Below are 24,756 nucleotides of genomic sequence, written 5' to 3'. Positions count from 1 at the left end.
CCCATGCTCCGTCCCGTCCCTTCCCGCATCAGGCGCGACAGCGACCTGTACGCGCTGGAGGCCGCGCTGTACCGGCGGGGCCTCGGCCCGGTGGCCGGGGCGGACGAAGCGGGGCGCGGGGCCTGCGCGGGACCGCTGGTCGTCGCCGCGGTGCAGCTGCCGCCGAGCGCCCGGCTCGAGGAGCTGAACGACTCGAAGCTGCTCACCGAAGCCGCCCGCGAACGGGTCTTCGAGCGGCTGCGCCGCTCGCAGGCGGCAGTCAGCGTCGTCGCCTACGGGCCCGACGAGATCGACCGGCGCGGCATCGCCGTCTGCAACCTGGAGGGCATGCGGGTCGCGGTCGCGCGCCTGCCCGAGCGGCCCGGATACGTGCTCACCGACGGCTTCCCGGTGCCGGGCCTGCCCGGCAGCCTCGGTGTGGTCAAAGGCGACCGGACGGCCGCGTGCGTCGCGGCGGCCGGGGTGGTCGCGAAGGTCACGCGGGACCGGATCATGGCCGAGCTCGACCGCGAGCACCCCGAGTACGGTTTCGCCGTCCACAAGGGGTACAGCACTGCCGTGCACGAGGCCGCGCTGGAGCGGTTCGGTCCGTGCGAGATTCATCGCAAGTCCTACGCGAACGTGGCCGCTCACGCCGCTGCCGCCCGGGTTTGAGCCGGTTTGACGACCCCGGCCAGGGTGAAACCCGGACACCAGGGGCTCTGCAAATTTACGACTCCGCAAGCGTTCGCCGAGAGCCGCTAACGGGGCGGGGCACCCGCGCACTATCGTGGGAACCGTCGTTGAGAAGGAGGAGCGTTGAGCGCCGAGGACCTCGAGAAGTACGAGACCGACATGGAGCTGCAGCTGTACCGGGAGTACCGGGACATCGTGCGGCAGTTCACCTACGTCGTCGAGACCGAGCGGCGGTTCTACCTGGCCAACGCTGTCGAAGTCAACGTGCGGGGGGCCGACGCGGAGACCTACTTCGAGGTCGAGATGAGCGACGCGTGGGTGTGGGACATGTACCGCCCGGCCCGGTTCGTCAAGCACGTGCGGGTCCTGACCTTCAAGGACGTGAACGTCGAGGAGCTCGACAAGCCCGACATGACGCTCCCGTAACCGCTCGGAACTTGCGCCCCGCCCTCCGTGGCGGGGCTTTTTGCTCGCGTCCGTGACCTGCGCCGGTGTGCAATCGAGGACGGGGCCCGGGACCCCGGCCGCCGCTAGTATTGGTCGGGTGTCCACACTCCGCGACGTCATCAGCGCGCACACCGACCTGACCTCGAACTCCGCGGCGCACCTGCAGCGGCTCGTGGCCGAATGGCAGCTCCTCGCCGACCTCTCCTTCGCCGACTTCCTGCTCTGGGGCGCCGTCAAGGACCACCCCGGCCGGTACGTCTGCATGGCCCAGGTCCGGCCGACCACCGGCCCGACCGCCTACGAGGAGGATCAGGTCGGCCGCATCCTTGAAGGCGAGGACGCCCAGCACCTGCACGTGGCCTTCGCCGAGGGCCGGATCTTCCGCGAAGGCGACCCGGTCTGGCGGGGGGAGGTCGCCGCCCGCCACGAGGCCATCCCGGTGCGCCGGCGCGACCGGCGCGAAGTGATCGCCGTGGCCGCCCGCGACACCAACCTCTCGGACACGCGCAGCCCCTCCCACCTGGAGCTGAACTACCTCAAGACCGCCGACTACCTGGTGCAGATGCTCACCGACGGCGGCTTCCCGCCGCCGCTCCTGCCCGGCGAGCCGACGACCGCGCCGCGCATCGGCGACGGCCTGGTCCGCATCGGCTCCGACGGGCTCGTCCGCTACGCCTCGCCGAACGCGCTCTCCGCGTACCGCCGCATGGGCGTCACCGGGCACCTGCGCGACCGCGACCTCGCCGAGCTCACCCGCAGCCTGCCGTCGAACTCCGACGTCGGGGCCGACGCGGCCCGCCGCATCGCCGACGCCCTCGCCGGAGGCACCCCGCGCCGCAAGGAGATCGAGTCGAAGGGCGCGATCGTGCTCATGCGCGCGCTGCCCCTGCGCCCGGGCGGGAAGGCCGCCGGCGCGCTCGTGCTCGTCCGCGACATCACCGAGGTCCGCCGCCTCGACCGCGAGCTCGTGACCAAGGACGCGACGATCCGCGAGATCCACCACCGCGTCAAGAACAACCTCCAGACCGTGGCCGCGCTGCTGCGCCTGCAGGCCCGACGCGTCGGCTCCCCGCAGGCCCGCCTCTCGCTCGAGGAGTCGGTGCGCCGCGTCGCCTCGATCGCGCTCGTCCACGAGACGCTGTCGCAGTCGAGCGACGAGTCGGTGGGCTTCGACCAGATCGTCGACCGCGTCGCCTCCATGGCCGTCGAGGTCTCCGTCGCCGAGTCGAAGGTGACGCTCCGCCGCGAGGGCACCTTCGGGGTCCTGCCTTCCGAGTACGCGACCCCGCTGGTCATGGTCGTCAACGAGCTCATCCAGAACGCGGTCGAGCACGCCTACCCGCCCGGCCAGGACGGCGAGGTCGTCATCGGCGTCGAGCGCGACGGCGACCACCTCCGCGTCACCGTCTCCGACCACGGCAAGGGCCTCCCCGAGGGCTTCCGCATCGCCGACTCGACCCGCCTGGGCCTGCAGATCGTGCACACCCTCGTCACGGGCGAGCTGCGCGGCACGATCGACATGCGCCCCCGCCCCGAGGGCGGCACCGAAGCAGTCGTCGACTTCGCACTTCAGTAGGGGTGCCATGTGCGTGTGATGTCGCGTCCACGCACCGGGACGCTGGATGCCGATGGCTGAGATATGTGGCATGCTTGCAGGCATGTCTCGCGCACATGGGCTTCGACTGGTGGCACGCCGCCACGTCGACTTCTGCCGTGTGTTCAGCGCCGCCTGTCTGATGCGCCGCTAAATCCTTCCGGCATTCTGCCGTTGAACCACGCCACATCTGTGTCCGCATGAGGAGAACTGTGCCAACGCCAACGCGCAAACCGTCCCGCCCGAAGGGCCAAGGCCAGTGGGCCATGGGCCACCGGGAGCCGCTCAACAAGAACGAGCAGTCCAAGAAGGACGACAACCCGCTCAACGTGCGGCAGCGCATCGAGGGCATCTACTCCCACCGCGGGTTCGACTCGATCGACCCTGCTGACCTGCGCGGACGCTTCCGCTGGTGGGGCCTGTACACCCAGCGCAAGCCCGGCATCGCGGGCGGCAAGACCGGCATCCTCGAAGAGGAGGAGCTGGACGACAAGTACTTCATGATGCGCGTGCGCATGGACGGCGGCCAGCTCAACCTGGCGCAGCTGCGCGCCATCGCCGGGATCTCCAAGGAGTTCGGGCGCGACACCGCCGACGTCACCGACCGCGAGAACGTCCAGTACCACTGGATTCGCGTCGAGGACGTCCCGGAGATCTGGCGCCGCCTCGAGGCCGTCGGCCTCGACACCCAGGAGGCCTGCGGCGACTGCCCGCGCGTCATCCTCGGCTCGCCCGTCGCGGGCGTCTCGACCGAAGAGGTCATCGACGCCACCCCGCAGATCCAGGAGATCTACGACCGCTTCATCGGCGACCGCACCCTCTCCAACCTGCCGCGCAAGTTCAAGTCGACGATCGGCTGGCTGCCCGACAGCCCGTACGAGACGAACGACATCTCGCTCATCGGCGCCCACCACCCCGAGCTCGGCCCCGGCTTCGACCTGTACGTCGGCGGCGGCCTCTCGACCAACCCGATGTTCGCCCCGCGCCTGGGCGTCTGGGTCTCCCAGGACGACATCGTCGACGTGTGGGTCAACGTGGTCCGCATCTTCCGCGACTGGGGCTACCGCCGCCTGCGCACCCGCGCGCGCCTGAAGTTCCTCGTCAAGGACTGGGGCCCGGAGAAGTTCCGCGAGGTCCTGGAGTCCGACGCGTACCTCGGCCGCAAGCTCCCCGACCTGGAGCAGCCGCCGGTCCCGGAGAAGCTCCTCGACCACATCGGCGTCCACAAGCAGAACGACGGCAACTACTACATCGGCGTCGCCCCGGTCGTCGGCCGCGTCTCCGGCACGATCCTCGACCAGCTCGCGGACATCGCCGAGAAGTACGGCTCCGACCGCGTGCGCGCCACCCCGCTGCAGAAGCTCCTGCTCCTCGACATCCCCGAGGACAAGGTGCGCGACGCCGTGGAGGACCTGCGCGCGATCGGGCTCGAGGCCGAACCGTCCCCGTGGCGGCGAAGCACGATGGCCTGCACGGGCATCCAGTTCTGCAAGCTCGCCATCGTCGACACCAAGGACCGCGCCCGCGACCTCGTCGAGGAGCTCGAGAAGCGCGTCCCCGAGCTCGACACCCCGATCTCCATCCACGTCAACGGCTGCCCGAACGCCTGCGCCCGCACCCAGACCGGCGACATCGGCCTCAAGGGCCAGCTCGTCACCAACGCGGACGGCGAGCAGGTCGAGGGCTTCCAGGTCCACCTCGGCGGCGGTCACGCCTCCGCGGCGAGCCTCGGACGCAAGTCCCGCGGCCTCAAGGTCGCCTCGGCCGACCTCGGCGACTATGTGGAACGCCTCACCCGGCGCTACATGGCCGCCAGGTCGGAGGGGGAGACCTTCGCGCAGTGGGTCCACCGCACCGAGGAATCGGAATTGCAGTGAGCGGCCGCGTCGTTCCCTACTACTGCCCCTATTGCGGCGAGGAAGACCTCACGCCGTATGCGCCCGAGCCCGACAGCGACGTCGAGATCAAGGGCGGATGGCACTGCGCGGACTGCACCCGCGTCTTTGTCGTCAAGTACCACGGGATGGAGGCCGCGACCACCTACGCGGCGCCGCCCACGGGCCCTCAGCCCGAATAGAAGTACCCCCGATCGGAGTGAAGCAGCATGAGCAGCACAGGGAACGAGAGAGACCCCTTCGAACTCCGTGACCTCGCGATGGACGCGGGGAAGCGCCTGGAAGACGCCACGGCCCACCAGATCCTCGAGTGGGCGGTCGGCGAGTTCGGCGAGCGCTTCTGCGTGACCTCCTCGATGGCCGACGCCGCCGTGGTCCACCTCGCCAGCGAGGTCGCCCCCGGCATCGACGTCGTCTTCCTCGACACCGGTCTGCACTTCCCCGAGACCCTCGAAGTCCGCGACTTCGTGGCCGCGACGATGAACGTCAACGTCCGCTCGATCCAGCCCGACCAGTCGGTGCTGTCGCAGGACGCCGAGTTCGGGCCGAGGCTCTTCGCCCGCTCCCCTGACGAGTGCTGCGCGCTGCGCAAGGTGCTGCCGCTCAACGCGGCCCTGGCTGACTACGACGGCTGGGCCACGGGCCTGCGCCGGGACGAGGGCCCGAGCCGCGCGAACACGCGCGTCGTGGACTTCGACATCTCCCGCCGCAAGGTCAAGGTCTCGCCGATCGCGAAGTGGACCGAGGCCGACCAGGAGGCGTACATCGAGCGCCACAACATCCCGGTCAACCCGCTGCTCAAGGACGGCTTCCGCTCGATCGGCTGCTGGCCCTGCACCCGGCGCACCGCGCCGGGCGAGGACCCGCGCGCCGGCCGTTGGGCCGCGTTCGACAAGACCGAGTGCGGACTGCATGTCTAGCAGGCACGTCCCGGAACCCGGCGCGACTGCCGCGCCGGGTTCCGGTGTATCCCCCATTTCCCGGCCCGTCGTGCTCGTCGCGCACGGCAGTCCGGACCCGCGCTCCCCGGAGGCCGTGCGGGCCATCGCCCGCACGGCCGGAGCGCATGTGGGCTTCCTTGAGTTCAACGAGCCGCGCCCGGTCGAGGTCCTGACCGGCCTCGCCGACTCCGGTATCTCTGACGCGGTCGCCTTGCCGCTGTTGCTGACCGACGCCTACCACTCGCGCACCGACCTCCCCGAGGTCGCCAAGCGCGCAGAGGAGGACCGTCCGGGCCTCTCGGTGCACGTGGGCCGCCCGGTGGGGGACCTGTCCCTCGCGAAGGCACTGGTCCGCGGACTGCCGGACGGCATCGACGGCCTGGTGGTCTGCGCCGCCGGTACCCGCGTCGACGAGGGCCGCGCGCATGTCGCGGCGGTCGCCGCCGAAGCCGGACGCCTGCTCGGCGTCCCGGCCGGACCGGGATTCGCTTCCGGGCCGGGCCCGACGGCGGGCGAGACCGTCGCAGCGCTGCAGGCCGAAGGGGCACGGCGCGTCGCCGCCGTCTGCTACTTCATCGCACCGGGTCTGCTGTGCGACAAGGCGATCGAGTCCGCGCGCGAAGCCGGAATCGTCCATGTGGGCGAACCGCTCGGCACGGCACCGGAACTGATCGCGGTCATCGCGGACCGCGCCGCAGCGGCCTAACTACTGAAGGGCCTTCGCTCGCCGAAGCCGACCGCGCGCCGCGTCGGCCCGCTGAGGACCAGCCCGACGAGCGCCGCCGCCAGCGCCCAGGCCCCGATCCCGATGACCGGGTGGGCCGCTTCACGGAGGTAGTACCCGACCGGGAGCCAAAGGAGCCCTTGGAAGACCGCCTGCGCGACGATGTCCTCCATGCGGAGCAGCTTGCGCCCGATGAACCAGTAGTAAAGCGCCCCGAGGAACGCGACGAGTGCGACGCCCACGGCGCCGCTGACGGTCTCGACCTGGCCCGTCGCGATCTGTGCCAGGCCCCACACCCCCGCGGTGGCGAGTCCCGTTGCGAGGAGCCAGAACAGGATCGCCGCGGCGGTCAAGGTCCAAGGACGGTCACCGGAGTCGGGGGTTTCGGTGACCGCGCCCATGTCGGCATCGGTTTCGTTCACACGCCAACCGTATCCCGGGCTACGCTGCGCCTATGCGCGACCTGAAAGCAGCGCCACAGCGTGGTCTGCTCATCGTGAACCCGAAGGCCTCCACCGGCTCGCGGCGCCGCACGCGTTGGGTGAGGAAGAAGCTCGACGAGGTGCTGGACCTCGATGTCGAGGTGACCCGCCGCCGGGACCACGCCGAGATCCTCGCGAAGCGCGGGGCGGACAAGGGTTACGACGTGGTTCTCAGCCTCGGCGGCGACGGCACGGTGAACGAGGTCGTCAACGGCCTGGTCGCGGGCGGTCGGCCTGCTGCGGAGGCTCCGATCTTCGCGCCGATCCCGGCCGGTTCGACGAACGTGTTCGCGCGGGCGCTCGGGCTGCCGTGGGACCGCCGCAGGGCGTCGCTGGCGATCGTGTCGGCGATCGAGGAGCGGCGGGTGCGCACGGTGAGCCTGGGGCGGGCGACCGGTGAGGACGTCGACCGGCTGTTCACGTTCTGCGCGGGTCTGGGCTGGGACGCGTCGATCATCAAGAAGGTGGAGTCGTACCGCAAGAAGCGCAATCTCGGCGCGCACTACGCCCGCGCGGTGATGGCGGAGCTGAATGAGCATGGCGTGGAAGGGGACACGATCGAGGTTGAGCTCTCTTCGGGGGAGGAGGACCTCTCCGAGGGGATGGTCGTGGTGCAGAACTGCGCACCGTGGACATACCTCGGTACCCTTCCGGTGAATCTCAACGCGCGGGCATCCTTTAATGCTGGACTTGATGTCCTGGTTCTGCGTAAACTTGGCCTGTCGGACGCCGCGAAGACCGCCGCTTCACTGCTGGTAGGTCGGGACGGGCCCGACGGCAAACACGCGGTGACGCATCACGATCTCTCCAGGATCAGACTGCGCGCTTCGCTGCCGCAGGCCTTCCAGCTCGACGGGGACTACCTCGGGGAGCGTACGGAACTGGAACTGAGTTCGGTTCCGGAGGCGCTGCGGGTGGCCTGCTAACAACTTGGGAAAACCTCAAGGTGGGTGTTGACAAGTCGCCCGTGAGCAGGCAAGGTTGATTTCGCCATCCCTACCGGGACGGCACGAGACTTACAACCGAATATCGTATTTTCGGTGCGTATAACCGGGCATTCGGTGGGTATTCACGTCTTGGCGAAGCTTGCGAGCCATACATTTGCAGAGCCCTGGCGAAACTTCCGAGCGTGGTAAGTCCAGCCAACGTTGAGTACCAGTGTGTCAAACCGGTTCGACTCGCTGTCACCGACCCCGATGTTTTTGGTTCGGGTGAGTGTGGCGGAGGCCGCCATGAGGGTCCGCGGTAAGGATTCCGGCGGTACTGTGGAACGCGTTCCACGAGTCTTCTTCGAGGTACAGCGCGGTGAGTTCACTCACTTCGGGCTGATTTCCGGAGTCGAACCCTTGACAAATCCCGAGCTTGTGAAAGCATTCACAAGATAGGTCGGGTTTTTAGGTGCGGACCTATCAGTCGCCACTTGGGCGACCGACGCCGTAGGCGGGTGTGCTCCCCGATGCCCTGGCGTTCAGCAATGACGCTGATGCGATGCGAGAGTGCTCCGAACTCGCGGTGACAACGATTCCCTTTGCCGGGAAACGGGTTCCGTGCCGAGCGCTTACCAGTACCGCCCGTGAAGGTGCGACCGTCACACCGGCAATTCCGTGACGGACACGGCGCGGCGCTCACGCGAAGCGCGGACTGAACGCCGCCGCGGGCCGCAACGGACCGCGAGACGCCCGAACCGCAAGAGCTGTTCATAACACCGTGAAAGCAAGATGCTTGATGCTTAGCAAGGAGATGTTTTGATGGATTGGCGCCACGAGGCCATCTGCCGTGACGAGGACCCCGAGCTGTTCTTCCCGATCGGGGACACCGGACCGGCACTGACGCAGATCGAGCAGGCGAAGAACGTCTGCCGGCGCTGCCCGGTGACCGAGGAGTGCCTGCGGTGGGCGCTCGAGTCCGGTCAGGACGCGGGCGTGTGGGGTGGCATGAGCGAGATCGAGCGCCGCGAGCTGAAGCGCCGCTCGGGTGCGCTGCGGACCCTGGCGACCCAGGTCGTCGGCTAGCAGTACCGCGCGATCCCTTGATTTAGTCCATCCCTCATATTTGCGACACCAGAAGCTTGGAAGGCCCGGCGGTTCCGTCGGGCCTTCAAGCTTGCCCGGATGTGAAGCGCCCTCGCGATTCGCGAGCTCCCCTTTCGAACCAAGCTATCGGAGGGGTACGACATTCCCGGTCGGGTGAATCGGTGGCCGGTTGGTTCGGGCGGGTGAACCGGGTGGACCGCGGTCGGGTGAATCGGGGAGGGCCTAGTAGATCTGGTGGCGCTGGGTGTCGGCGTCGGCTTCGGTGGCCGGGCGGCGCTGGGAGATCGTGATGGTGGTGGCGGCGTCCTCGACGTGGGCCTGGACCTCGTCTGTGAGGGCCCTGAGGACCTGCCACTGGTACGACCCGGAGTCGGGCAGGGGCTCGCCCTTCGAGCGACTGAGCGTGATCTTGAGGGTCTCCTCGCCGACAGCTAGGCGGCAGTGGAGGGGCTGGTCGCCGGATTTGCGGCGGAACGGGCGCGGGCGGCCGGGCTCGGCGGGGATCAGGAGCGCGACGGCGGCGTTGACCGCCGCCCGGAGGTCCTCGATCTCGTCCAGCGAGAACCCGAGCCTGGTCGCGACCGCCGCGGTCGCGGTCGGCAGGACCGACAGGTAGTCGCCCGTCGAGGGCACGTCGAGCAGCAGCACGTCCTCGCGCTCTTCGCTCACCGGCATCGCCGCTTCCTGTGACTGAGGGGCCGAAGGACTTCCGCCCTCTCGCTGCAAAGGATAATCGGGCCGCTTCCGCGGCGAGGTACACCCCGCCTGAAATCCCACTCCCGGGGCCGCCGCGCGGACGCCTGCGCCGCTCCTGCGGGTGTTCTGGAAAGAGCGGAGCGCCCGCCGCCGCTGGTTGCGGTGACGGGCGCTCGTGCGGGTACCGGCGCGGGCGCTAGGCCTGCTTGGTCTCCCAGAAGATCTTGGCGATCTCGTCGATCTTGGCCAGCAGCTCCTCGGCGACCTTGGGGTCGGCGGAGCCCTTGGAGCCCGAGGCCCCGGCCAGCTTCGTCGCCTCGTTCACGAGGGTGTGCAGCTGCGGGTACTTCTCGAAGTGCGGCGGCTTGAAGTAGTCGGTCCACAGCACCCACAGGTGCTCCTTGACCAGGTTCGAACGCTGCTCCTTGATGATCAGGGCGCGCGTGCGGAACTCAGGGTCCTCGTTGGCCTGGTACTTCTCGCAGATGGCCTTGACGGACTCCGCTTCAATGCGGGCCTGCGCCGGGTCGTAGACCCCGCACGGCAGGTCGCAGTGAGCCGAAGCCGAGATCTGCGGCATGAGCCGCTTGAACAGAGGCTTGAACATTGCCCCTCCAGCTTCTTTCCAGTGGGTGTGATTCCACCGCCGACCCTACCTCTCCGGACGCCGTTTTCCGTCCGGCCCCTACAGTTAGAGACGCAGCACAGACCCGCACGGAACACCATGCTGGACAGTGCGAACACCGTCGCCAAAAGCTTCGGACCCGCAAGCGCCGCAAAGATGGAGGTCAATCCAGATGCTCGCCGCCTACGCCAGTGCAGTGAACCCCGACGACCCCTTCGCCGCCCTCTCGGTGGGTGAGATCGAGCCCCCGGCCGTTCCCGAGGACTGGACGCGCGTGCCCCTCGCGGCGGCCTCCCTCAACCACCACGACCTGTGGTCGCTCGCGGGTGTGGGCCTTCGTGCCGACCAGTGCCCGATGATCCTCGGCACCGATGCCGTGGGGCGCACCGAGAGCGGCGGCCACGTGGTGATCTACCCGGTGATCGCGGACGCTTCGCTCCACGATGAGACCTTGGACCCCAAGCGGACCCTGCTCTCGGAGTTCTATCCCGGGACGCTTGCTGAATCTGTCGCGGTGCCTCACCGGAACCTTGTTCCGGCTCCTCACGGGTGGTCGGCCGCTGAGGCTGCCTGCTTGCCTACTACGTTCCTTACCGCCTGGCGGATGCTGACGACCCGCGGGCGCCTGCCTGCCCAGGGCGCGGTGCTCGTGCAGGGCACCGGCGGTGGTGTCGCCACAGCCGCGATCCTGCTCGCCAAGGCCCTCGGCGCGCGCGTCTACGCGACCGGCCGCAGCCCCGAGCGCCGCGAGCAGGCCGAGGCGATCGGCGCGGTCCCGGTCGAGGCCGGGGGCCGCCTGCCCGAGCGCGTGGACGTCGTCATCGACTCGGTCGGCGCGCCGGTCATGGAGCACTCGGTCAAGTCCCTCAAGCCCGGCGGGCGCCTCGTCAGCTGCGGCGTGACCGGGGGGCCTATCGCGGATGTCGACATGCGGCACGTCTTCTTCAAGCAGCTGGAGATCCTCGGCTCGACCATGGGCACCCGGGACGAACTGGTCGAAGTCATCCGCTTCTGCGCCGAACGGGAGGTCAAGCCCGTCATCGACTCCACCTTCACGCTCGCCGACGCCGAATCGGCGCTGCGCCGCCTCCACTCCGGCGAGGCCTTCGGCAAGGTCGTCATCACCAACGAATGAAGCCCAGCGTCGTAAGTACGACACTGGAGCCGGTTTCTGGCGGGTTCGCACTACGGGCGGGCCCGCCTGCGTTCACCCTGTAATGGATGTCACCACCGAATAGGTTCGGGGTTGCACAAGGGGGAGAGCGGCCATGTCAGTAATGGGTCGGGTCAAGGGCGGGGTCAAGGCCGCCGCCGGGAGCACGTGGGTCGTCACCAAGAAGCTCCTGATCAGAGTCGCGATCGCGGCCGCCATCATGGTCGTCGCCATCGCACTGGCCAGGAGCGGCGAGAGCGCCGCGTCCGAGACCACGGGAGGCGTGGAGGTCTCGGGGACCGAGGCGCATCCGATCAGTGCGCAGCGGGCGATCCTCTCGGAGGGCTGGACCGACGAGCAGCTCTTCCTCTGCAAGTACCGCGTGGACGCCACGTTCGGGGTCTCGATCTTCACCGAGACCGACTGGACCTCGCGTCGCCTCGCGCGGTTGCTCAACGACACCGAGATCGAAGGGTCGTGCACGTCCACCAAGGGCGAGAAGTCCCTGGGCTGCAAGGGCCTGGAATGGGAGACCGAGTGGATTCACGTCCGCCACGGCGACACGGTCGGGTACACGCCGGCCTCCTGCCTCGTCAGTGACGGGATCTTCTAGGAAGCGAATTTCGGGGGAGGGGTACGCGAAGCGGGGTCCGGCTACTGCCGGACCCCGCTCGCTGTGTGCGCTTACTTGAGGCCGACGCCCGCCACGCCTTCCACGATCCGCTTCTGGAAGATCAGGAAGATGATGAGCAGCGGGGCCGCGCCGAGGATCGCGGCGGCCATGTTCTGGGCGTAGAACAGGCCGTAGCCGCCCGCGACGGCCTGGAGGCCGACCGGGAGGGTCATCATCGACGGGTCGGTCGCGATGAGCATCGGCCACAGGAAGTTGTTCCAGGAGCCGATGAACGTGAAGATCGCGACCGCCGCGACGATCGGGCCCGAGATCGGCATGATGACGTTCCACAGGATGCGCAGGTGCCCGGCCCCGTCCAGCTTCGCGGCCTCTTCGTAGTCGCGCGGGATCGCGTCGAAGAAGCGCTTCAGGATGAACACCATGACCGGGGCGACGACCTGCGGCAGCGCCAGGCCCCAGTAGGTCCCGCCCATGTGGAGGGCGTTGACGAGGTCGAACAGCGGGATGATGAGCGCCTGCCCGGGCACCATCAGGCCGGCGATGATCGCGCCGAAGATGATGTTCTTGCCCGGGAAGTCGAACCGGGAGAACCCGTAGGCGGCCAGGATGCACAGGAGCAGGGTCAGGACCGTGACGATCGTCGAGACGATCGTCGAGTTGAGCATCCACGTGAGGTGGTCGCCGCGCTCGAACAGGACCTTGTAGCCCTCGAGCGACCAGTCCTGCGGCCACCAGTGGATGTCCTGCCCGAGGCTGGCCTCGGCCTCGTTCTTCAGCGAGGTGGACAGCGCCCACAGCAGCGGCAGCAGCCAGAACACGGCGAGGACGGTCGCGGCGACGTAGACGATGACGGCGCCGACGGTGGGCCTCTTGAAGCGGCGCTTGGGGGCAGTCCGTGTCTGCGTGGCGGTCGGCTTCTCTTGCACTGCGGTCATGTCAGTCCTCCTTCTTCGAGAACAGCCGGAACTGGAAGATGGAGATGATCAGGATGAGCACGAACAGCACATAGGACAGCGCCGAGGCGTAGCCGATGCGGAAGCCCTCGAAGCCCGCGATGTAGATGTAGTGGATCGCGACCTCGGTCTCGCGGTTCGGGCCGCCGCCGGTCATGATGTACATCTGGTCGAAGATCCGCAGGGAAGCGATGAGCTGCAGGGTGACGACCATGCCGGTGGTGCGGCTCAGCAGCGGCATGGTGATCCGCCACAGCTGCTGCCACCAGTTCGCGCCGTCGATGCTGGAGGCCTCGTAGACGCTCGGGTCGATCGTCTGGAGCGCGGCGAGGTACAGCAGGAAGTTGAAGCCGACGGTCCACCACACGGTCGTGATGATGACCGACCACATGGCCACGCCGTTCTCGCCCTGCACCCAGATCTGCGGCGCGGCGGCGTCCTGGATGCCCAGGAGCTGCAGGTAGTGGTTGAGCAGGCCGCCGTCGGGCTGGTAGATCCAGACCCAGATCATGGTGACCACGGAGACCGGGACCACGAACGGCGCGAAGAACGCCATGCGCAGGAACCAGCCGAGCCGGCGGGCGCGGTGGACCAGGAGCGCGAAGACGATCGCCAGGACCACCAGGATCGGGGTCGACCAGAGGGTGAACACGGCGGTGTTCTTCAGCGCCGCCCAGGCGCGCTCGTCGCCGAAGGCCTCGGCCCAGTTGTCCAGGCCGATCCAGGAGGTGGCGCGGCCGGTCAGGCTCTTGTCGGTGAACGAGTAGTAGAGGCCCAGGAAGGTCGGGTAGACCAGGAAGAGGGCGTAGAAGGCGGCGAAGGGGAGGACGAACCAGAGTCCGGTCCAGGACCGCTTCTTCGTATTCGCGGTAGGGGGCCGCACCATCGCGGCCGGCACCGGGGGTGCCTCAGTCTTAACTGTCATCAGAAGTCCTAATTGAACGGTTCAGTCGACCGGCGAGGGGAGGGCGAGCAGGGTCTCGATGCGCTCTTTCATGAGCGCCAGGGCGTCCTCGGGGGTCATCGCGAGCGCGTACACCTGGTTGAAGATCGAGCCGGTCTCGTCGTAGATCCGGGCCGCCGAGCCGGAGAACCAGGCCTCGGGGTCGAACTGGACGTTCTGGACCACGCCGGAGTACTCCGCGTTCGGCTGCAGCGCCTGGTATTCGGCGCTGTCCGTGACGGGCAGGTAGGCCGGGGTGTGGCCGCCGCCCTCGCCCCAGCGGAAGCTGTGCTGCAGCATCCATGCGGCGTACTCGAGGGTCGCCTCGCGGACGGCCGGGTCCCAGCTGTTGTGGTAGGGCAGCACGTAGGCGTGGCAGTCGCCCTGGGTGTACCGGTTGCCGTTGAAGAACGAGGGCATCTCCGTCATGGAGAACCACTCGGGGTTGTCCGTGTTGAAGAGCTTGAAGCGGTTGATCTCCCAGTTGCCGACCTGGACGAGCCCGGCCGCGCCGGTCTCGAAGTTGGCCGAGCACTGGCCGCCGTCGGCGAAGGTGGGGCACAGGCCCTCTTCGGCCATCTTGTACATGATCTCGATGGCCGCGAGCGCCTTGTCGTCATCCATCTCGTAGTCGTCGTCGCCGAACGTCATCTCGCCGTCCTGCTGGCGGTACCAGGCCCAGAACTGGCGCCAGCCGCCGAAGGTGTCGAGCGAGGTGCCGAACTGGCCGGTGGCCTCCTTGACAGCGCGGAGGAGGTCGAAGTACTCCTCGACGCTGCTGGTCTCCAGGAGGGTGCCGTCGGGGTTGAGGACGCCGACCTGGCCGCAGATGTCGCGGTTGTAGTAGTTGACGAGCGCGTGGGTGTCGAGCGGGATGGCGTAGAGCTCGTCGTCGACGAAGGCCTTCTCCCAGATCTTCTCGGGGAAGTCCTCGGGGTTGAGCCCGTGGCCCTTGAGCTCGTCGAGGGTGATGGGGTCCATGAGCGTGTCGGGCGAGAGGCTCTTGAGCCGGGAGAGGTGGATGGTGGCGATGTCGGAGGCGTTGCCGCTGGAGGCGCCCATGACGAGGCGGGTGTAGAACGGGGTGCCCCAGCCGAAGGTGGTGGCCTCGAGGTCGATGTCGGGGTGCTCGGCCGAGAAGTTGCCGTGCATCTCGGTCATGATCGCGCCGTCGGCGCCGGCCAGGAGGTTCCACTGCTTCACGCGGGTCTTGTCGCTCAGCCCTCCGGCGACCGAGCCGCAGCCGGCCAGGCCGAGACCGGCGGCCGCCGCCGTGCCGGTGAGGAGTGCCCTTCTGGAGACGGAGCCAGGGGGCGAGGGATGATTCGGCATCAATGCATCACTCCAATGTGATTCTTTGTGGGGGCGGCCGTTCGAAGGGCGGGCCGTGGAGCCATTGTTATCGTTCTCATCAGGGTGGTCAAGGGCGGACATCGGAAGAAAACGATATTGCAACATGCGTAAAGTTTCTTGACGCCGAAACGTTACCGGTAAAGTTACGGAACACGCGAAAACGGGGGAGGCCTGATGGCCTCCCCCGCTTCGATTTCGCTTTACGTGACTACTGCGGCTGCGGGACCGCCACGTCGACCAGCGCCTGCTGCTCGACCTCGTGGACCTTCGGCGAGCCGGTGGACGGCGCGGCGGCGGCCGGGCGGGAGATGCGGCGCAGGTGGACCCCGCCGAGCTGCTCCAGCAGGTTGAGGGCGATGTGCGACCAGGCGCCCTGGTTCGCCGGCTCCTCCTGGACCCACGCGGTGTCGGTCGCGTTCGGGAACGCCTCGAGGGCGCTCTTCAGCTCCTCGGCCGGGAGCGGGTACAGCTGCTCGACGCGCAGGATCGCGGTGTCGGTGACGCCGCGGTTCTGGCGGGCGGCCTCCAGGTCGTAGTAGACCTTGCCGGAGCACAGGAGCACGCGCTTGACGTTCTCGGCCCTGATCTGGCCGCTCGCCACGGCGGTGTCGCGCAGGACCGGCTGGAAGCGGCCGGTGGTGAACTCCTCCAGCTGGCTGACGGCGGCCTTGTGGCGCAGCAGCGACTTCGGCGTGAAGACCACGAGGGGCTTCTTGACCGGGTCGAGCGACTGGCGGCGCAGCAGGTGGAAGTAGTTCGCCGGGCTCGTGGAGTTGACGACGCGCATGTTCTCGTCGGCGCACAGCTGCAGGAACCGCTCGATGCGGCCCGAGGTGTGGTCGGGGCCCGCGCCCTCGTGGCCGTGGGGGAGCAGCAGCGTGATGCCGGAGTGCTGGCCCCACTTGGCCTCGCCGGAGGAGATGAACTCGTCGGTGATGGTCTGGGCGCCGTCGACGAAGTCGCCGAACTGGGCCTCCCACAGGACGAGCATCTCGGGGTTCTCGACCGAGTAGCCGTACTCGAAGCCGACGGCGGCGAACTCCGAGAGCAGCGAGTCGTAGACGAAGAACTTCGCGGCCTGCTCGCCGAGGTGCGCCAGCGGCGTGTACTCGGCGCCGGTGGCCTGGTCGACGACGACGGCGTGGCGCTGCACGAAGGTGCCGCGGCGCGAGTCCTGGCCGGCGAGGCGGATCGGCTTGCCCTGCATGAGGAGCGAGCCGAACGCGAGGGTCTCGGCGTAGGCCCAGTCGACGGTGCCCGAAGTGGACATCTCGCTGCGCTTCTCGAGGACCTTGCGCACGGCCTTGTGGGGGCCGAAGCCCTCCGGCAGCGTGGTGTGGGCCTTGCCGATCATCGCGATGGTCTCGGCGTCGACGGAGGTGTCGATGTCGTGGACCGGCTCGGGCTGGTGGCGCCACGGGAGCGGGCCGGTCTGCCCGGCCAGGGCCTCCTTGGTCTCGCGGAAGACCCGTTCGAGCTGGGCCTGGTAGTCCGCGAGCGCCTCTTCGGCGTCTTCCATCGTGATGTCGCCGCGGCCGATGAGCGCGCGGGTGTAGAGCTTGCGCACGGACTGCTTGCCGTCGATGACCTGGTACATCTGCGGGTTGGTCATCTTCGGGTCGTCGCCCTCGTTGTGGCCGCGGCGGCGGTAGCAGACCATGTCGATGACGACGTCCTTGTTGAACTGCTGCCGGTACGCGAAGGCGAGCTTCGCGACCTCGCACACGGCCTCGGGGTCGTCCCCGTTGACGTGGAAGATCGGCGCCTGGATCATGCGGGCGACGTCGGTGCAGTACAGCGAGGACCGCGAGTGGGCCGGGGCGGTGGTGAAGCCGACCTGGTTGTTCACGACCACGTGCACGGTGCCGCCGGTGCGGTAGCCGCGCAGCTGCGAGAGGTTCAGGGTCTCGGCGACGACGCCCTGGCCCGCGAAGGCCGCGTCGCCGTGGATCGCCACGGGCATGACGGTGAAGCCGTCCTCGCCCAGGTTGAGGCGGTCCTGCTTGGCGCGGACGATGCCTTCGAGGACCGGGTTCACGGCCTCCAGGTGCGACGGGTTGGCCGCGACCGACACGACGGTCTCGTTGCGCCCGTCGGGGGAGGTGAACTTGCCGGTGAGGCCCAGGTGGTACTTGACGTCGCCGGAGCCGCCGATGCTCTTGGGGTCGATGTGCCCCTCGAACTCGGTGAAGATCTTGGAGAGCTTCTTGCCGACGATGTTGGCGAGGACGTTGAGGCGGCCGCGGTGCGGCATGCCGATGACGACCTCGTCGATGTCGGCGCCCGCGGCTTCGTTCAGGACGCGGTCGAGCAGCGGGATGAGCGACTCGCCGCCTTCGAGGCTGAAGCGCTTCTGGCCCACGAACTTCGTCTGCAGGAACGTCTCGAACGCCTCGGCGGCGTTGAGGCGGCCGAGGATGTGCTTCTGCTCCTGGACCTTCGGCTTCTCGAAGGGGACCTCGATGCGGCGCTGGATCCACGCGCGCTCTTCGGGGTCCTGGATGTGCATGTACTCCACGCCGACGCGGCGGCAGTAGGAGTCGCGGAGCACGCCGAGGATCTCGCGCAGCTTCATGCGCTGCTGGCCCGCGAAGCCGCCGACGGGGAAGGTCCGGTCGAGGTCCCACAGGGTGAGGCCGTGCGACAGGATGTCCAGGTCGGGGTGGCGGCGGATCTCGTAGTGCAGCGGGTTCGTGTCGGCCATGAGGTGGCCGCGCACGCGGTAGGCGTGGATGAGCTCGATGACGCGGGCGTTCTTGTCGATCTGGCCCTCGTGGGTCTTCGACACGTCGCGGACCCAGCGGACCGGCTCGTAGGGGATGAGCAGCGAGCGGAAGACCTCGTCGAAGAAGCCGTCGCCGAGCAGCAGCTTGTGCAGGGTCGCCAGGAACTGGCCGGACTCGGCGCCCTGGATGATGCGGTGGTCGTAGGTCGAGGTGACCGTCATGATCCGGGAGACGCCCAGGTCGGACAGGGTCTCGTCCGAGGCTCCGGCGAACTCGGCGGGCACCTCCATGGCGCCGACGCCGACGATGAGGCCCTGGCCCTTCATCAGGCGCGGCACGGAGTGGACGGTGCCGATCCCGCCGGGGTTGGTGAGCGTCAGCGTCGCCCCGGCGTGGTCCTCCATCGTGAGCTTGTTGTTGCGGGCCTTGCGGACCAGGTCCTCGTAGGCCTGCCAGAACTCGCGGAAGTCCATCGACTCGCAGTTCTTGATCGACGGCACGACGAGCGTGCGGGTGCCGTCGGGCCTGGCGAGGTCGATCGCGAGGCCGAGGTTGATCGCCTCGGGGGTGACCAGCTGCGGCTTGCCGTCGACCACCTTGTAGGAGGCGTTCATGCCCGGGTGGGCCTTGACGGCCTGCACCAGCGCGTAGCCGATCAGGTGGGTGAAGGAGACCTTCCCGCCCTGGCCGCGCTTGAGGTGGTTGTTGATGACGATCCGGTTGTCGAACAGGAGCTTCGCGGGGACCGCGCGCACCGACGTGGCGGTGGGGATCTCCAGGGACGCGTCCATGTTCTGGGCCACCTTGGCCGCGACGCCTTTGAGCGGCTTGGTGGTGCCGGGTTCGTTCACGACGGGCTCTGCCTTCTTCGCGGGTTCTGCAACGGGGGTCGACGCAGCGACAGCGGCCTTGACTTCGGGCTTCACCTCGGCGACCGGAGCGGGCTGCACGACCGGCTCGGGTTCGGGTTTCACCTCGACGGCAGGGGCGGGTGCGGGCTCGTCCGATTGACGGCTCGCAAGCTTCGCCGAGGGTGCCTCCTCGGCCTTGCGCTCGCCCTCATCGTTGAAGGATGCGCCCGTCGGATCGCCGCCGAAGAACTCGCGCCAACCGGCGCTGACGCTGTCGGGGTTTTCGCGGAAACGCTCATACATCTCGTTGACCAGCCATTCATTGGCACCGAAATCGGTCAACTGATTGCCCGGAGTCGCACTCGACACGACTGAATCGCCTCTTCTTTGACGCTGCGTGGACGGGGACGGCAGTCCCCGGACTCAAGGGTAACCGGGGGGAGGAAAAAGTGTAGTACCGGTAACGCCGTTGCGGGGCCGGTCACTCAGGCCCCGGTGAATGTGCTGCGCAGCAGGCAGATAGGTGTGGAAGTCTCGTTCGCCACACCGGCGTTTCGCACTTCTGGAGGCGCCCCGATGTGCGGGGAACAGGGCCCTGACACGCGGCCGCGCCCCGGCTGAGCCGGGGCGCGAACGAAGCCTTGAAGTACCGAGAGCGGGGCTAGCTGGCCGCGCGCTCCCTGCCCGAGAACGTCTCGGTGGGCTCCTCGAGGAGCTCTTCGGCGCCGACGACGGTGAACAGGCGGGTGATGAAGCGGTTGGGGTTGACGACGGCCAGCGCGACGCCCATCTCGCGGGCGATGCGGTAGGCCACCACGATGGTGCCGATACCGGTGGAGTCGAGGACCGTCACCTTGGCGACGTCGACCCGGATGGCGGTGGCTCCGCCTGCTTCGAGGGCGTTGGTGATCGTCTCGCGGATCTGCGGCGCGGTCGCGTAGTCGACTTCGCCTGCAAGCTCGACGGTGACGACCCCGGCGTCGGTCGTGGCGGTCTCGATTGACAGCGTCATGAACTCACCTGATTCGGTAGGGTCCCGAGCACGTCACGTGCTCGGCTGCGACACAAAGTCTATCCGACCGGTACGACGGAAAACAGTTCGCGCGCGCCAGTTTCCCGCATAGCCCCACACACCGCAGATAAAGGTCACTCGAACGTGTTCTGTTCGAGTGCGCAGTGTCACGGGCGAACCGGTACCGGATCCGGACCGCTTGGCACGTCCCGGCCGCGGGCGTATGCTTCACAACCACCCGTGACCTGCGCTTGACCGCCGAACCTGTGAGAGGCCCATGCCGCTTTCGACTAGCCAGCCGAACGCCGAGACCGAGGCCACCCTGCTCGTCGTCGAGGACGACGAGAACATCTGCGAGCTCCTGTCCACGTCGCTGCGGTACGCGGGCTTCGCCGTCCACGGCGTCGGCACCGGTGACGAGGCCCTCCGCTCGATCGCCCGGCACCGCCCCGACCTGGTCGTGCTCGATGTGAACCTCCCCGACTTCGACGGGTTCGAGGTCGTGCGCCGCATGCGCTCGGGCTCGGACCACACCCCGGTGCTGTTCCTCACGGCCCGCGACGACACCGCCGACACCGTCACCGGCCTCTCGGTGGGCGGGGACGACTACATCACCAAGCCGTTCGCGCTCGAGGAGGTCGTGGCGCGCATCCGCGCGGTGCTGCGCCGCTCCTCCGGGGAGCTGCCCCGGCCCTCGCGCCTGCAGTACGCCGATCTGGAGCTCGACGAGGAGACGCACGAGGTGTGGCGCTCGGGCAAGGCCGTGCAGCTCTCGCCGACCGAGTTCAAGCTCTTGCGCTACTTCATGATCAACGCCGGGCGCGTGCTGTCGAAGGCCCAGATCCTCGACCACGTGTGGCGCTACGACTTCCGCGGCGACGACGGCATCGTCGAGTCCTATGTGTCGTACCTGCGGCGCAAGATCGACACCGGGGAGCCCAAACTCATCCAGACCCTCCGGGGCATCGGCTACGTCCTGCGGGAGCAGCATCGTTGAGCGCGCCTCGCGTCTTCGAGGGCGTCCGCGACAAGTGGGACCGGACGCCGCTGAGGGTCCGGCTCACCGCGGCCGTGCTCGTCCTCGTGGCGGGCTCCCTCAGCCTCATCAGCGTCTCCACGATCCTCGCGCTGCACTCCTACTTCCTCGGCACGGTCGACGACGAGCTGAAGACCCAGCTGACCGGCTGGAAGCCCGCCACGATGGGGCCCCTGAGCGATGAGGACGCCGAAGAGTCCCCGAGTCTGAGTCCCGAGCAGTACGTCCTCAGCGTGGTGTACCCGGACGGAGCCCGCGAGGACCGGACGAGCTACCTCGCCGACCTGCCGGTGTTCGACTACGGGCAGGTGGCGGCGGCGAACGGCGAGGCGTTCACGGCGCTCAGCGCGGACGGCGCGACGCGCTGGCGGGTGCTGGGCCTGCCGGGCTCCGAAGTGGGCAGCAAGGACCCCGACTACGAGCCCGAGGAGCACGACCTCGACCCGGACGCGTACTACGTGCTCTCCTACAAGCTCTCGCACTTCGACAAGACCGTCGCCGGGCTCGTGTGGGTCGACCTGCTCATCGGCGCGGGCGTCCTCGCCGGGCTCGCGGCGATCGGCGTGGGCCTGGTGCGCGCGAGCCTGTCGCCGCTGCGGCAGATCGAGAACACGGCGGCGATGATCGCGGCCGGGAACTACTCGCGGCGCGTGCCCGACCACGACCCGAACACCGAGGTGGGCCGGGTCGGCCGGGCCATCAACTCGATGCTGACCAAAGTAGAGGGTGCGATCCGCGCCCGCGAATGGTCCGAGCAGCGCGCGCACGACTCCGAGGAGCGGATGCGCGAGTTCATCGCGGACGCCTCGCACGAGCTGCGCACGCCGCTGACGAGCGTGCGCGGGTACGCCGAGCTCGTGCGCACGAACCCGCAGATGCCCGAGGCCGACCGGCAGCAGTACATCGGGCAGATCGAGGAGGCCGCCAAGCGCATGGGCCTGCTCGTGGGCGACCTGCTGCACCTGGCCCGGCTCGGGCAGGAGCGACCCGTCGAGACCGAGCCGGTGGACCTGGCCGTGCTCGGCCACGAGGCCGTCGCGGCGCACGCGGTGACCGCCGAGGACCACGAGTTCCGCTTCACCAGCGTCCCCGGCAACTCCACTGTGGTCGCCGCCGACAGGGCCCGGATGCGCCAAGTCCTCGACAACCTCCTGTCGAACGCGGTCCGGCACACCCCGGCGGGCACGCACATCGCCGTCGAGGTCGCCGCCGAGGACGACTCGGTGCGCCTCACCGTCGCCGACGACGGCCCCGGCATGACCCCCGAGACCGCCGAACGGGTCTTCGAGCGGTTCTTCCGCTCCGGCTCGGTCGCCCACCCCGGCTCGGGCCTCGGCCTCGCGATCGTGGCCGCGATCGTCAAGGCCCACGGCGGGACCGTCCAGGTCGCCTCGGAGCCCGGCGAGGGCACGGCGTTCACCGTGATCCTCACGGCCGAACCGCAATCCGACTAGGGAACCTTGGAAAGCTTTAAAGTACGTCGATGTCCCGCGCGCCCGCCGGAGCGGGCCCGACCCCTCTGACCAGTGCGCCCGCTCCTGGACCGGTCGCGGATCATTAAAGGGTTTTAAGGCGTTTTACCAGCGGGCCGAGAGCTGGGCCCGGCATGCTTCCGTACATGAGCAGCACTGAGAGCACCAAGGGCCCCGAGGGGACCGAACCGCAGGGCCCCGACGGGCCTCGCACCCCCGACGCCGCGCCCGACGCCCTGAACGCCGAGCCGCAGGCCGCGAGCCTGCCCCCGGCCACCGCGCCCGCCGCGGGCGACACCGCCGTCATCGGCGCGCCCGCCGCGGACCCGCAGTTCCAGCCGTACGCGGCGGCTGCGCAGCAGGCACCCGCTGAACAGCTTCCTTCCGACCACACCCAGGTCCTGGCGGGCACGCCCGCTCCGGCACCCGCCGGGGCGCCGCACATGTCCGCCCCCGCCTGGCAGCCCGGGGCTCCCGTCCCGCCGATGTACCAGCAGCCTGGCGCACCCGTCGCCGCGCCGTACAAGCCGCGCGGCCGCGGCAGGCTCGTGGCCGGGGCGCTGACACTGGCCCTGCTCGCAGGCGGTGCGGGCGGCGTCGCGGGCTGGTTCCTCAACGACAGCGACGGCGGCACCACCACTGTCCAGTCCGTCTCGATGGACGCCGGCTCGGGCATGACCTACACCGAGATCGTCGACAAGGTCAGCCCCTCCGTGGTCACCATCGTCACTGACGCCGCCGAAGGCTCGGGCGTCGTGTACTCCAAGGACGGCTACATCGTCACCAACAACCACGTCGTGGACGGCGCGCAGTCCGTCGAGGTCCGCTTCTCGGACGGCACCACCGCCACCGCGTCCATCGTGGCCACCGACTCGACCCAGGACCTCGCGGTCATCCAGGTCGACGGCGTCGACGACCTCACGCCGGTCACCTTCGCCGACTCCAGCGCCGTCCAGGTCGGCGACGTGGCCGTCGCGATCGGCTCGCCGCTCGGCCTCGAAGGCACCGTGACCACCGGCATCGTCTCCGCCCTCGACCGGTCCATGACCGTCTCCAGCGAGGAGTCCCAGGGCTTCGGGCAGCAGTCCAGCTCGACCCTGAGCGGCCTCATCCAGACCGACGCGGCCATCAACTCCGGCAACTCCGGCGGCGCCCTCGTCAACGGCGACGGCGAGCTCATCGGCATCAACACTGCCATCGCCACCACCGACTCCGGCTCGATCGGCCTGGGCTTCTCGATCCCGTCCAACACCGTCAAGGACACCGTCGAGCAGCTCATCCAGAACGGCTCGGTCGAGCAGGGCTACCTCGGCGTCTCGGTGGCCGACACCGACGGCAACGGGGCCATGGTCCTCAGCGTCGAAGGCGGCTCCCCGGCTGCGGAGGCCGGGCTCCAGGAGGGCGACGTGATCACCGCGATCGACGGCACCACCGTCACCACCGCGTCCGAAGTGGTCGCCGCCGTCCAGGGCACCTCCTCGGGCACCGAGGTTGCCATCACCTACACCCGCGACGAGCAGGAGGCCGAGACCACGGCCACCCTCGCCGCTTCCTAACCGAACGCGGACGCGGCCCCGAGCTTCAAGCTCGGGGCCGCGTCCGCTTCGTCAGCAGGTGCCATGGCGCCGTGTCGCGATCACGACGCCACGACGCATCGGGGTCACTGCGCCGCGGTGCTCGCGCTCGGTTCGAGCGCGGGGCGGGTGGGACGCAGTTCCGGCGGGGCCACACCGGTGTCGATCCACTCCGCGAGGCGCTCGCGGTCGACGATCAGGACCCCCAGCTGCGCGGCGACGGCCTCGTTCCGCGCGGCGTGGTGCATCCAGTGCAGGTTGGCGTTGGTGATGAGGACGCCCGCGTCGCAGTCCCAGCGGGCCTTGATGTCGCCGCCGAGGACCTGGATGTTGCGGTAGCCGTTGCGCCGACGCAGCGTCTTGTCGTCCTTCTTGGCGCGCACGATGATGCGCTGGCCGTTGTTGAAGGTGACGACGAAGTTGCAGCCGAGGTCGTTCTTGCGGTGGCCGAACTTCTTGACGCGCTTGGCGTCGAGGCCGACCAGGAGCTGGCCCGCCATGGCGTCGAAGGCCGGGATGTTCATCTTGTCGACGCTGCGCATGAGGGTCTGGCGTTCGAGGGCGACGGCCCGGTCGCGGTGCTCGTGCCCGCGGCTGCGGAACAGGATCCAGCCGGCGAGTGCGGTGCCGCCCAACAGGATCGCTATGGAGGCGAACCAGGCCCAGTGGTCCGCTATGAATCCGAGAACGAAGTAACCGAGGATGAGAACGGCGATCGCCGCTCCGACTCTGAGGATCACGGACAAGGCGGCCTCCACTGGGTTAGAGGGTGCGGTTAGCGTTATGTCGCCTGTGATGTCGGTACTAGGTATGGCTCGCGAGCGTCGCCATGACTATGAGTATCCGTTACCGTTCGCTCACGCGTAAGGCCAATGTCCGGTACCCGACAGCTTGGTTCGGCATCCTGCATGTGCGGCCCGTCGCGACACGCTCACCG

General features: G+C 68.6%; 23 protein-coding genes. 14 read left to right on the top strand and 9 right to left on the bottom strand.

The window, feature by feature from the left end; translation table 11 throughout:
* Window positions 1-3 precede the first annotated feature (3 nt).
* From ACZ60M_RS09070 to ACZ60M_RS09040, 7 genes are all read left to right on the top strand, one after another.
* A complete protein-coding gene (locus ACZ60M_RS09070; RefSeq protein ID WP_465416255.1) occupies window positions 4-654 on the top strand; it encodes a ribonuclease HII in 651 nt (216 codons plus the stop codon).
* Between the two features lie 144 nt (window positions 655-798).
* Complete coding sequence (locus ACZ60M_RS09065) at window positions 799-1,101, top strand: DUF2469 domain-containing protein (protein WP_106361934.1); 303 nt, start codon at window positions 799-801, stop codon at window positions 1,099-1,101.
* A 118-nt stretch (window positions 1,102-1,219) separates the two neighbouring features.
* Window positions 1,220-2,698 carry a sensor histidine kinase gene (locus tag ACZ60M_RS09060; RefSeq protein WP_465416253.1) on the top strand — a complete coding sequence of 493 codons (1,479 nt, stop codon included), beginning with the start codon at window positions 1,220-1,222 and terminating at the stop codon, window positions 2,696-2,698.
* Between the two features lie 218 nt (window positions 2,699-2,916).
* Window positions 2,917-4,593 (top strand): nitrite/sulfite reductase, encoded by a 1,677-nt coding sequence (locus tag ACZ60M_RS09055; RefSeq protein WP_465416252.1) that lies wholly within the window; start codon window positions 2,917-2,919, stop codon window positions 4,591-4,593.
* Entirely contained in the window at window positions 4,590-4,793 is a 204-nt protein-coding gene (locus ACZ60M_RS09050; protein ID WP_465416250.1) for a hypothetical protein, read from the top strand. The genes ACZ60M_RS09055 and ACZ60M_RS09050 overlap by 4 nt, the downstream gene beginning before the upstream one ends.
* 27 nt (window positions 4,794-4,820) lie before the next feature.
* Window positions 4,821-5,531 carry a phosphoadenylyl-sulfate reductase gene (locus tag ACZ60M_RS09045; protein ID WP_465416248.1) on the top strand — a complete coding sequence of 237 codons (711 nt, stop codon included), beginning with the start codon at window positions 4,821-4,823 and terminating at the stop codon, window positions 5,529-5,531.
* Window positions 5,524-6,258 carry a sirohydrochlorin chelatase gene (locus ACZ60M_RS09040; protein ID WP_465416246.1) on the top strand — a complete coding sequence of 245 codons (735 nt, stop codon included), beginning with the start codon at window positions 5,524-5,526 and terminating at the stop codon, window positions 6,256-6,258. Before ACZ60M_RS09045 ends, ACZ60M_RS09040 begins: the two co-directional genes overlap by 8 nt.
* On the opposite strand, the gene ACZ60M_RS09035 is transcribed toward ACZ60M_RS09040, so the two are convergent.
* Window positions 6,255-6,698 carry a hypothetical protein gene (locus ACZ60M_RS09035; protein ID WP_465416244.1) on the bottom strand — a complete coding sequence of 148 codons (444 nt, stop codon included), beginning with the start codon at window positions 6,696-6,698 and terminating at the stop codon, window positions 6,255-6,257. The two genes, ACZ60M_RS09040 and ACZ60M_RS09035, sit on opposite strands and share 4 nt — an antisense overlap.
* A 32-nt stretch (window positions 6,699-6,730) precedes the next feature.
* Between ACZ60M_RS09035 and ACZ60M_RS09030 the strand changes: the two genes are divergently transcribed.
* Complete coding sequence (locus tag ACZ60M_RS09030; RefSeq protein WP_465416242.1) at window positions 6,731-7,684, top strand: diacylglycerol/lipid kinase family protein; 954 nt, start codon at window positions 6,731-6,733, stop codon at window positions 7,682-7,684.
* 822 nt (window positions 7,685-8,506) lie between these two features.
* The gene (locus ACZ60M_RS09025; RefSeq protein ID WP_205326283.1) at window positions 8,507-8,770 is read left to right on the top strand and encodes a WhiB family transcriptional regulator; all 264 of its coding nucleotides are present in this window, start codon (window positions 8,507-8,509) and stop codon (window positions 8,768-8,770) included.
* A gap of 243 nt (window positions 8,771-9,013) precedes the next feature.
* Here the strand turns inward: ACZ60M_RS09025 and ACZ60M_RS09020 are convergent, their stop codons facing one another.
* Window positions 9,014-9,466: an anti-sigma regulatory factor gene (locus tag ACZ60M_RS09020; RefSeq protein ID WP_465416240.1), complete on the bottom strand. Its 453-nt coding sequence runs from the start codon at window positions 9,464-9,466 to the stop codon at window positions 9,014-9,016.
* A gap of 217 nt (window positions 9,467-9,683) precedes the next feature.
* Window positions 9,684-10,094, bottom strand: coding sequence for a superoxide dismutase, Ni (gene sodN, locus ACZ60M_RS09015; protein WP_465416238.1), 411 nt, complete (start codon window positions 10,092-10,094; stop codon window positions 9,684-9,686).
* 190 nt (window positions 10,095-10,284) lie between these two features.
* Here sodN and ACZ60M_RS09010 point away from each other — a divergent pair, with 190 nt between their 5' ends.
* Together ACZ60M_RS09010 and ACZ60M_RS09005 are read left to right on the top strand one after the other, a co-directional pair.
* Entirely contained in the window at window positions 10,285-11,247 is a 963-nt protein-coding gene (locus tag ACZ60M_RS09010) for a zinc-binding dehydrogenase (protein WP_465416237.1), read from the top strand.
* Between the two features lie 133 nt (window positions 11,248-11,380).
* A complete protein-coding gene (locus ACZ60M_RS09005) occupies window positions 11,381-11,878 on the top strand; it encodes a hypothetical protein (protein WP_465416235.1) in 498 nt (165 codons plus the stop codon).
* Between the two features lie 71 nt (window positions 11,879-11,949).
* Here ACZ60M_RS09005 and ACZ60M_RS09000 read toward each other — a convergent pair whose 3' ends face one another.
* From ACZ60M_RS09000 to ACZ60M_RS08980, 5 genes are all read right to left on the bottom strand, one after another.
* Complete coding sequence (locus ACZ60M_RS09000; protein ID WP_465416233.1) at window positions 11,950-12,834, bottom strand: carbohydrate ABC transporter permease; 885 nt, start codon at window positions 12,832-12,834, stop codon at window positions 11,950-11,952.
* A 1-nt stretch (window position 12,835) separates the two neighbouring features.
* Window positions 12,836-13,777, bottom strand: a complete 942-nt coding sequence (locus ACZ60M_RS08995) for a carbohydrate ABC transporter permease (RefSeq protein ID WP_465416232.1) — start codon at window positions 13,775-13,777, stop codon at window positions 12,836-12,838.
* Window positions 13,778-13,798: 21 nt separating this feature from the next.
* The gene (locus tag ACZ60M_RS08990; protein ID WP_465416230.1) at window positions 13,799-15,127 is read right to left on the bottom strand and encodes an extracellular solute-binding protein; all 1,329 of its coding nucleotides are present in this window, start codon (window positions 15,125-15,127) and stop codon (window positions 13,799-13,801) included.
* Between the two features lie 229 nt (window positions 15,128-15,356).
* Window positions 15,357-19,094 (bottom strand): multifunctional oxoglutarate decarboxylase/oxoglutarate dehydrogenase thiamine pyrophosphate-binding subunit/dihydrolipoyllysine-residue succinyltransferase subunit, encoded by a 3,738-nt coding sequence (locus ACZ60M_RS08985; RefSeq protein WP_465416228.1) that lies wholly within the window; start codon window positions 19,092-19,094, stop codon window positions 15,357-15,359.
* A gap of 292 nt (window positions 19,095-19,386) precedes the next feature.
* On the bottom strand, window positions 19,387-19,737 hold the full coding sequence (locus ACZ60M_RS08980) for an STAS domain-containing protein (protein WP_465416226.1): 351 nt from the start codon (window positions 19,735-19,737) through the stop codon (window positions 19,387-19,389).
* 277 nt (window positions 19,738-20,014) lie between these two features.
* Here ACZ60M_RS08980 and ACZ60M_RS08975 point away from each other — a divergent pair, with 277 nt between their 5' ends.
* The 3 genes from ACZ60M_RS08975 (at window position 20,015) to ACZ60M_RS08965 (ending at window position 23,801) form a co-directional block, all read left to right on the top strand.
* Window positions 20,015-20,734: a response regulator transcription factor gene (locus ACZ60M_RS08975; RefSeq protein WP_270118629.1), complete on the top strand. Its 720-nt coding sequence runs from the start codon at window positions 20,015-20,017 to the stop codon at window positions 20,732-20,734.
* Complete coding sequence (locus ACZ60M_RS08970; RefSeq protein WP_465416223.1) at window positions 20,731-22,227, top strand: sensor histidine kinase; 1,497 nt, start codon at window positions 20,731-20,733, stop codon at window positions 22,225-22,227. Before ACZ60M_RS08975 ends, ACZ60M_RS08970 begins: the two co-directional genes overlap by 4 nt.
* A gap of 164 nt (window positions 22,228-22,391) precedes the next feature.
* Window positions 22,392-23,801, top strand: a complete 1,410-nt coding sequence (locus ACZ60M_RS08965) for a S1C family serine protease (protein ID WP_465416221.1) — start codon at window positions 22,392-22,394, stop codon at window positions 23,799-23,801.
* A gap of 104 nt (window positions 23,802-23,905) precedes the next feature.
* On the opposite strand, the gene ACZ60M_RS08960 is transcribed toward ACZ60M_RS08965, so the two are convergent.
* Window positions 23,906-24,559, bottom strand: a complete 654-nt coding sequence (locus ACZ60M_RS08960; protein ID WP_465416219.1) for a restriction endonuclease — start codon at window positions 24,557-24,559, stop codon at window positions 23,906-23,908.
* Between the last annotated feature and the right edge of the window lie 197 nt (window positions 24,560-24,756).

The organism is Glycomyces sp. NPDC050141, from assembly GCF_055586545.1.
Note: the sequence above shows the minus strand (reverse complement) of the source record. Positions and strands in the feature narration are given on the sequence as shown.